This window comes from Candidatus Villigracilis sp. (genome assembly GCF_057083605.1).
Genome location: NZ_JBXMTI010000070.1, coordinates 43,157 through 51,213 on the forward strand (window position 1 = coordinate 43,157; position 8,057 = coordinate 51,213).

Genomic DNA, 8,057 nt, shown 5'->3' on the forward strand with positions numbered 1-8,057 from the left:
ACGTAGTTGTAAGCAAAATGTACTATTTGTGCTTCCTGCCCTCAAAATAATTTGCCCCTGCCGCATAAAGCAGGAACACACCGAGCATGATAAATACAACTGCCTGCAAGCCCAGCCATTTCAATTGCCAAAGCCCAAAGCCTGCAAACACCGCGCCAACCAGGCCATAGAAGACAGCATTACGTATATACCCTGATGCCACACGTTTGGATTGAAACAGGTTGCGTGCAGCAAGTTGTTCTATTTGATGGACTTCATCCTCATGGCGATTTTGGCAGGCAAGTACATCGTCTATGACAGCGGCGCACTCGGTGCATAATCCGCGCTGACAGTATTTGCAAATTCCAATGGCAGGGACGGTGGGGTGGTTGAAGCAATTCATGGTTTCCTCGGTTTTTACGTTTGAACGTTATAACGTTCAAACGTTGATAACTGGATGTCTCAACACGGTCTTCATTTTATCAGGTGCAGCCTTGCGAGGATCGCTGAGATAGATCTCATGATGCATACCGTTCGGGCCGACATTATCCTGTAATCCATTCTCTTTCATGAATTCTTTCATGCGTTCAATTGTTGCTGGTTCAGTGGCGTATGGCCCGATGTGCATGGTTTGCACGCATAAGCCTTCTTCAAAATTAGCCAGCCTCGCTTTGGATAGCATTTCGCTATCCCCTTTCTTCTTGCGGACTTGCTCACGCGCTTCCTCGAACAACTCTTTTGTGATGACATCAGGCTGCATGATCATCAGCGTATAAAACCAATTGTCCTTTACGGTGATGTCAAAGAAGCCATCTTCCACCCCCCATAAACCCTCTAGTGCCATCACGGGGTAATCAATGGCGTTCGTCTTACGCTTCTTGAGCATGAACTTGAGTGTGTATGAAAGCCCATACACGGCTTGTGTTGCTTCTTGAAAGCCAGGTGATGTGCCAGGGGCTTGTCCCTTCTCGATTGCGCCGTCGATCATCACAAATTGCAAGTTGGGCACCTGCACGGCTTCAATCTTTTTTGCAGAAGGTTGATAAAGATATTTGAATTGTTTTTTCAGGTCGAGGGTCTTCATGATTTCTCCTATGTCGAATGCTCCTTCGGGGGCTTAGCCCCCGAAGGAGCATAAAGATCATCCTTTATGAATCACATCTTTCCCATATTTTTCCTGCAATGCATCCATGGCTTCTTGTAGTTTGCGGGACTTCTCGCTTCCTACATCCCATAAACTGAGTTGACGCACCGGAGCGCCGATTCCGCTGACGCCGACCCCGATCAGCCTGACAGGCTGATTCGGCTTGCGGACGGTTTTCATTAACTTGATGGCTGTGCGTGAAATCTCCTCTTCGCTGTCTGTGGATGTGGGAAGCGTAATTTGCCTTGTAATGGTGGTGAAATCGCTCCATCGAATTTTCAGTTTGACGGTTTTTCCAACAAGGTCATTCTTTCGCAATTGCTTTGCCACATCTTTGGCTTGCTCGCGCAGAGTCTTTTCCAGCGTTTTCTCATCGCGCACGTCTACGTTGAAAGTGGTTTCCTGGCTGACAGATTTCGTTTCATATTCTGTCACGATGGGGCGGTTATCTATGCCTTGCGCGTGTTGCCAGAGGTCACGTCCATTTTCACCGAAGAGGTTGACCAATTCTCTTTCGGGCCATTGTGCAATGTCCCCGATGGTATGGATGCCAAGCTCGGATAACCTTTTGGATGTTTTTGGCCCGACACCCCATAACATGTCCGCGGGTAGAAAGGAAAGGAATTTGGCTTCGTCACCTGTTGGGACGATGGTTAATCCATAAGGTGGCTCGTTGCTTTTCTTATTTGATTTCTTCCCAACCTCGGTTGCGATCTTAGCAACGAGCTTGTTGGATGCGATCCCAATCGAGCTGGGCAAATGCAATTCGTTTTTTATCTCAGTTTGCAGGTCCAGGGCGATGCGGGCGGGGGGCTGGTCAATTTCTGAGATGTCGAGAAAGGCTTCGTCGATGGAGATCTGTTCCACTAAAGGAGTCAAAGCCCGCAGTTTGTTCATCACCTTATCGGAATATTCACCATATAGTTTATGCCGCCCGGGCACGATGATCAAATTCCTGCACAAGCGAATCGCCTGCGACATGGGCATGGCGCTGCGCACGCCCACGGCACGCGCGGCATAAGAACAGGATGCAACTACTCCGCGTTCGTTTGGTTTGCCTCCCACTGCAAAAGGTTTGCCTATTAATTCGGGGTTTTGCGTTTCTTCCACCGAGCAGTAGAAGGCATCGAGATCGAGGTGCAGGATGGTTCGAGGCATGTCTGTAATTATAGTGCAACGATTTCAAGGGCGGGTTTCCAGTGTAATAGGAAAAAAAGGCCATAAAATCTCGCTTTGAATATATTGAACATTCCTTTAAGAAAAGATATACTAGAGATGGCGTATAGTCAAAAGGAACCTTTTAGCATTTTTTGGCGTTATTGTTATGGACGAATTGGATATAAGTTTCTCAAATCGCCGAAATATAGTTTCGTAAGATCATTTTCTACAAACTACTTAGCATTGAATTGGATGGAGGAAGAAATGAAATTTGTATCACGACTTGCAACAATATTGCTCCTGCTGGCATTGATGTTGACCCTGATGCCTGGAGCAACATCCAGCGCGAACGCATCCACTTGTTATTGGGCGCAGTTCATCGCGGATGTGACCATTCCAGATGGTACGAACTTTGCGCCTGGCACTGCGTTTAAGAAGACTTGGCGCTTGAAGAACATCGGCACCTGCGCTTGGAATAGCAGTGATGTTTCTTTGATCTTCGATAGCGGCGAAAGGATGGGTGCGCCCGCCTCGGCTGCCCTGCCGACAACTGTCAACCCCGGCCAGACAGTGGATATCAGCCTGGATATGACCGCGCCAAGTGCAGCTGGTCATTACTTTGGCTATTACAAATTCAAGAGCACATCCGGCGGAGTGTTTGGCATTGGTTCAACCGCGAATAAAACCTTCTGGGTTGAGATCAATGTATCCACCTCCTCAGGCACAGGCTATGACTTTACCGCAAACGCCGCCACTGCCGCCTGGTCCAGCGGCGCGGGAGCCTTGAGCTTCCCCGGCACGGATGGAAGTGCAAACGGTTTTGCGTTGAAATTAGATACTCCGAAACTTGAAAGCGGTGTTACTTCGGCGCAGCCTGGCTTGTTGTTTGTCCCAAATAACGTCACCAATGGATATATCCAGGCCAGCTACCCTGCGTTCAAAGTGCAGACCGGTGATCGCTTCCAGGCGACGATTGGCTGTGAATTCGGCTCGACCACTTGTTATACAGCCTATCGCCTTGATTATCAGATCGGCACTGGCGCTGTGAAAACCTTCTGGACCTTCCGCGAAAAATATGAAGGCTGGACTTATAACGTCAACTTGAGCCTGAACTCACTTGCAGGCCAGGATGTTAAGTTCATCCTTGTTATCTCTGCATACGGCTCTCCCGCTGGTGACCGAGCTTTGTGGGTCAACCCCATCATCTCACGTCCGGGTGGCGGCACGCCTCCGACAGTCCCGCCGACTGTTACTGGAACGCCTCCCACTCCAACCTCAACTCCGCCTGTTACACCCATACCGGCAGCATGTGACCGCGCACAGTTCATCGCAGATGTCACTGTACCGGATGGCACCAGCTTTGCTCCAGGCTTTACCTTCAGCAAAACATGGCGCTTGAAGAATGTTGGCACGTGTACATGGTCAAACTACAGCCTGATCTTTGACTCCGGTGAAAAGATGGGCGGGCCAGATTCCGCGCTCATCCCAACTTCTGTGGCGCCCGGCCAAACAGTGGATATCACCATTCAGTTGACCTCACCCACCACAGCCGGCACATATCGTGGTTACTGGAAACTCAAGAACAATACCGGTATTCCATTTGGCATTGGCTCTGCTGGAACAAAATCTTTCTGGGTAGAGATCAAGGTTTCAGGCACGGGTACTGTTCCGGGGACTGCCACAAAGACAAACACTCCCGGTACCCCAAGCACGCCTGTTACACCTGCAACCCCGGGTGCAGGCACAAACTATGACTTCGTTGCGAATGTGTGTGCTGCCAAATGGTACAGCGGAGCGGGCGAATTACCCTGCCCCGGTACAGATGGCGATGCAAAAGGCTTTGTGCTGATCACCACTCCATCCAAATTGGAGAATGGCACAACCGACAGCCGCACAGGTTTAGTCACCTTCCCGCAGAATATCAACAATGGATATATTCAGGGCATTTACCCACTCTATAATGTTAAGGCTGGTGATAGGTTCCGCACCATTGTTAACTGTGAGAATGGCGCAACCTCCTGCTACGTTGTATTCAGGCTGGATTATTCACTGGAGGGCAGTTCGTCGATCCAAACTTTCTGGGCCTTTGTTGAAAAATACGAAGGCGGCATCTACTCAGCCGACATCGATCTTGGCGCTCTGGTAGGCAAGAATGTGAAGTTCGTCCTTACTGCGCTTTCCACTGGTTCACCTGCGGGTGATCGCGCGCTTTGGGTTGCGCCCATCATTTACAATGCGTCCTCTGTTGTGCCAACGATAACCAACACGGTGCCGGCAGCGACAATTTCAACGACACCAACTTTTTCGCCGACCCCCACTGCCACCTCAACTCCAACTGCAACGGCGACCCCATAATTTGCCCAACATAAAAAGTTCCCGTTGTTGAAAAGCAACGGGAACTTTTGCATTAGGCAATCGTCCTCTTTGGATAAGGAGACATTATGAAACGGCTACTGATTCTGCTTTTGACATTACTTACAGCCTGCATACCCCTCGCCTCTGAAACACCCGACTCCTTCTTTAATCTGACACCTGCTTCTGCCGACCTCAGCCTTGATTCTACGCCCGAGGAGATTCAGCGCGCCATGTGGGAAAGCGCCGCAAAGTGGACGACCCTCCAAATGGAAGGCAGCATCACCTGGTACCTGGCAGACGAAACAATACAAGAATTTCAGGAGAAAGTCTGGCTTGACCCGCTTAATAACCGTTACAAAGTTGAATTGAACGGGGTCACAAATAGCACCGATAAATTTTTAAAAATTAGCGATGGTTCGAATATTTACAATATTAACTTAAATTCGGGGCAGGTTGAAAATTTTGCCTATCCAGATTTTGCACGTGTGGGGCAATATATTCCTCCTCTGGTTGAAGGTGAAGCCTACCCGAATCCCATTTGGGCGCAAATAGGCACGCCGCTTTCTCAACTTGCTTTTGCCTCAGACTATGCCCAAAATGAAGGAATATTCAAATCAGTTGGTATGGATACGGTTGCCGGGCGAGATGCCCTGATCGTTGAATGGTATTTCAACGAAAACAGTGCTCCCTCCTGGAAGATGTGGCTGGATACGCAAACCGCCGTCATATTGAAATTGCAGGATTTTGGAAAAGATGGGAGCGGCCGACTGGAAGGGGAACGTGTTGTGGTTAACATTGCTTTTCATCAGGCAATGGACCCCTCTGTTTTTACCGTTCCAGATGAGCTGTCGCAGGTTGTGAATCCGATTCAGACTGGGCAAATTCCTGTTGTAACTGAATCAAGCACAACGTCCAAAGTGGAAGCGGGGGAGTTGTATTTCTTCATGCAGCCGAGGAAGGCTGGCCAATCCATTCAGTTGGTCAAGGTGTCAGCTTTATGTATATTCGATAGCGGCAAATGCCCGGCGGTAGAAAAAATCGAAGTCCCGTTTGCTTTTAACTTCAACCTCAGTCCATTAAGCTGGTCGCCCGATGGAAAATATGCTGCGTTCTCGTATTCCGATAACTCAAGCGGAACCCCCACGAAATTATGGCTGTTCGACGCGAATGCAAAAACATGGACTTCGCTGACGCAGTTCCCATACATCGACCCACCATTTTGGTCACCTGATGGTGCGTGGATTGCGTTCCGCACGCAGGATGGCGTGGGCGGTGAGGACGTATATGTGGTGCACCCGGATGGTTCAGAGTTAAAGAGTGTTTCTGGAGCCCTGCCTGCGGAAGGACGGCCTTATATTATGGATGGCTGGTACACGGAAAATATCATTATGCGTTCGGCTTTGCCTGGCAGTGCAGGCAATATTTATCTAGTCCGCGCCGCAAATGGACAGGCGCGCCCCATGTTTGAGACGATATTGACGAAGGCTCAGTTCGTGGCCTCACCGGATGCAGGCTTTCTTGCATATGATGATTATGATAGCAACACACAAAACCATGCGCTGAAAGTGATGGAACCAGACGGTGCAAACTCGATGACAGTTGCCAATTTTTCTGGCGGTTCCATTTACCCGCTGATTTGGTCACCAGATAGCACCTTAATCGCCTTCAATTATTACAGCAGTTTTTCAAGCGGGGAGCCCAGTGCAGAAGTATATGTGGTGAGTCGTACTGGGAAAAATCTAACCCTTGTATATAAGGGCACAACAGTTGGCCGCTTGATCTTTTCGCCAAGCGGAAGATATTTATTGGTTGAAGAGACTACTTCGGTCTCAGGTGGCCATTTGTTTTTGGTTGACCTTCAAACGCTGAGTCAGAAAATCCTGGCTGCGCCGGGGCTGTCTACTGAATATGATTGGTATGCGCCTTCGTGGAGACCGTAGTAAAAAGATGACTTACCTCGAAGTTAATCTTTCGTGGGTAAGTTTGTTTTAAGAGAAAAAAGGAACGCGGATTCTTTGAATCCACGTTCGTCAGCGTCCTGTATTGTATTTGGGGTTAATTATTTTTTCTTCACATCCAACACAACAATTTTGGTTGAATGATTGAACGGGTTTGGGTCGGTGATGGGTGTGCCAACAGGGTTGTAGCCTGTAAAATCTTCGGGCACGGAGATTAATTCTTTGATCTTCAAATATCCATCTTTGCAAAGTTCTTCGAGCGTTTGCATGTATTCCTGCCCGCTGACGTAAAGCGCGTTGTTGATGGCGATCAGAGTCCCGCCATCATTAATGAGCGGACGAACTTTGTTTATCAGCCGCGCACTCTCTTTTTCCTGATCAACTTTGCCTTTTGAGGTGGTCGAAAAAAATGGCGGGTCGATGATGACGCAGTCAAAGTATTTTTTGTCGCGTTTCATGTTGCCAACTTGCTCGAAGAAATCTCTGGAGATGAAATCTCCCTTTTGAATGGGGAAGCCATTAAGTGTATATGAATCTTTGGCGAGGTTGAGGAATTCACGGTTTAAGTCTATTTGCACCACGCGGCTGGCTCCGCCTTTGAGCGCGGCAACTCCGAAACTGCCCGTGTAGGCAAAGGTGTTCAGGATGGATTTGCCTTTTGAGTTTTCGATAAGCCACTGGCGCAGGTTGCGCGTATCGAGATAGAGACTCGCGTCCCGATTTAGGGTGAGGTTGATCGCGTACCAGACTTCATGTTCCTTGACTTTGCGGTCCAACCCTGTTCCAAATAAGAGTTTGCCACGTTTGTCTTCGGGTGTTGTGCCATTCCGTGTTTTGACAATTCCTGCACGAAGCCAATTTAGGGATGTGGTTAGGAATTGCTGGGCTTCCTGAACAAATAATTCACCCTGCTTAACATCATCGGCATAGTTGTGAATGACAACAGTTGAGGCATATAGATCAATGGCGAGATCAGGGAAGCCCTCGGTAAATCCATTGAAGAGGCGGAAGGCTGATTCATGGCGCGAGTCCATCAGGGGCATACGGGAAGCAAGAGCTTTTTCGAGCAACTGAGTCAGGGACGGTGTTGTCATATTATTTTTTGTATATTCTTTGGGTTGAACACTGAGATCTGTTTTATTCCTAAAATTGCCTGAGCCTCGGCACTTAACTCCACCCAGTAGAAACTGCGGTGCTCTGAGTACGGATCAATTTTGAAGACGGTGCCTTCATGCCAGCCTTCGTTTTCACCAAACTTGGAGTCTAGATAAATTTTTACTTTGTCGCTAATATGGATGGATTCGGTCATGATGTTTGTGGAATTCTTCAAAAAACTCTCTGCCAATTTCTTGACAGAGAGTTGGATGAAAACGCTTCAGTTTCTGACTTAGAAATTGTCTGAAAAGTAGGGACACAGCGAGTCAATTCAAGATTTTGGCCGTAAATCGTTTCGCTGTGTCCCT

7 protein-coding genes are annotated in these 8,057 nt (G+C 48.4%); 2 read left to right on the forward strand and 5 right to left on the reverse strand.

The genetic code is table 11. The features are described from left to right. Positions 1-22: 22 nt before the first annotated feature. The 3 genes from AC14M5_RS10745 to dinB are packed head-to-tail and all read right to left on the reverse strand — an operon-like array spanning position 23 to position 2,281. Positions 23-382 carry a hypothetical protein gene (locus tag AC14M5_RS10745; protein WP_484029662.1) on the reverse strand — a complete coding sequence of 120 codons (360 nt, stop codon included), beginning with the start codon at positions 380-382 and terminating at the stop codon, positions 23-25. A gap of 36 nt (positions 383-418) precedes the next feature. Further along, positions 419-1,063, reverse strand: coding sequence for a GyrI-like domain-containing protein (locus AC14M5_RS10750; RefSeq protein WP_484029663.1), 645 nt, complete (start codon positions 1,061-1,063; stop codon positions 419-421). Between the two features lie 57 nt (positions 1,064-1,120). Beyond that, positions 1,121-2,281, reverse strand: a complete 1,161-nt coding sequence (gene dinB, locus AC14M5_RS10755) for a DNA polymerase IV (RefSeq protein WP_484029664.1) — start codon at positions 2,279-2,281, stop codon at positions 1,121-1,123. 264 nt (positions 2,282-2,545) lie between these two features. On the opposite strand from dinB, the gene AC14M5_RS10760 reads away from it, so the two are divergent. Together AC14M5_RS10760 and AC14M5_RS10765 are read left to right on the forward strand one after the other, a co-directional pair. After that, complete coding sequence (locus AC14M5_RS10760; RefSeq protein ID WP_484029665.1) at positions 2,546-4,636, forward strand: NBR1-Ig-like domain-containing protein; 2,091 nt, start codon at positions 2,546-2,548, stop codon at positions 4,634-4,636. 86 nt (positions 4,637-4,722) lie between these two features. Continuing rightward, positions 4,723-6,576, forward strand: a complete 1,854-nt coding sequence (locus tag AC14M5_RS10765) for a TolB family protein (RefSeq protein ID WP_484029666.1) — start codon at positions 4,723-4,725, stop codon at positions 6,574-6,576. Positions 6,577-6,695: 119 nt separating this feature from the next. Here the strand turns inward: AC14M5_RS10765 and AC14M5_RS10770 are convergent, their stop codons facing one another. Continuing rightward, complete coding sequence (locus AC14M5_RS10770; protein ID WP_484029667.1) at positions 6,696-7,688, reverse strand: class I SAM-dependent methyltransferase; 993 nt, start codon at positions 7,686-7,688, stop codon at positions 6,696-6,698. Next, on the reverse strand, positions 7,685-7,903 hold the full coding sequence (locus AC14M5_RS10775) for a hypothetical protein (RefSeq protein ID WP_484029668.1): 219 nt from the start codon (positions 7,901-7,903) through the stop codon (positions 7,685-7,687). Before AC14M5_RS10775 ends, AC14M5_RS10770 begins: the two co-directional genes overlap by 4 nt. Positions 7,904-8,057 lie beyond the last annotated feature (154 nt).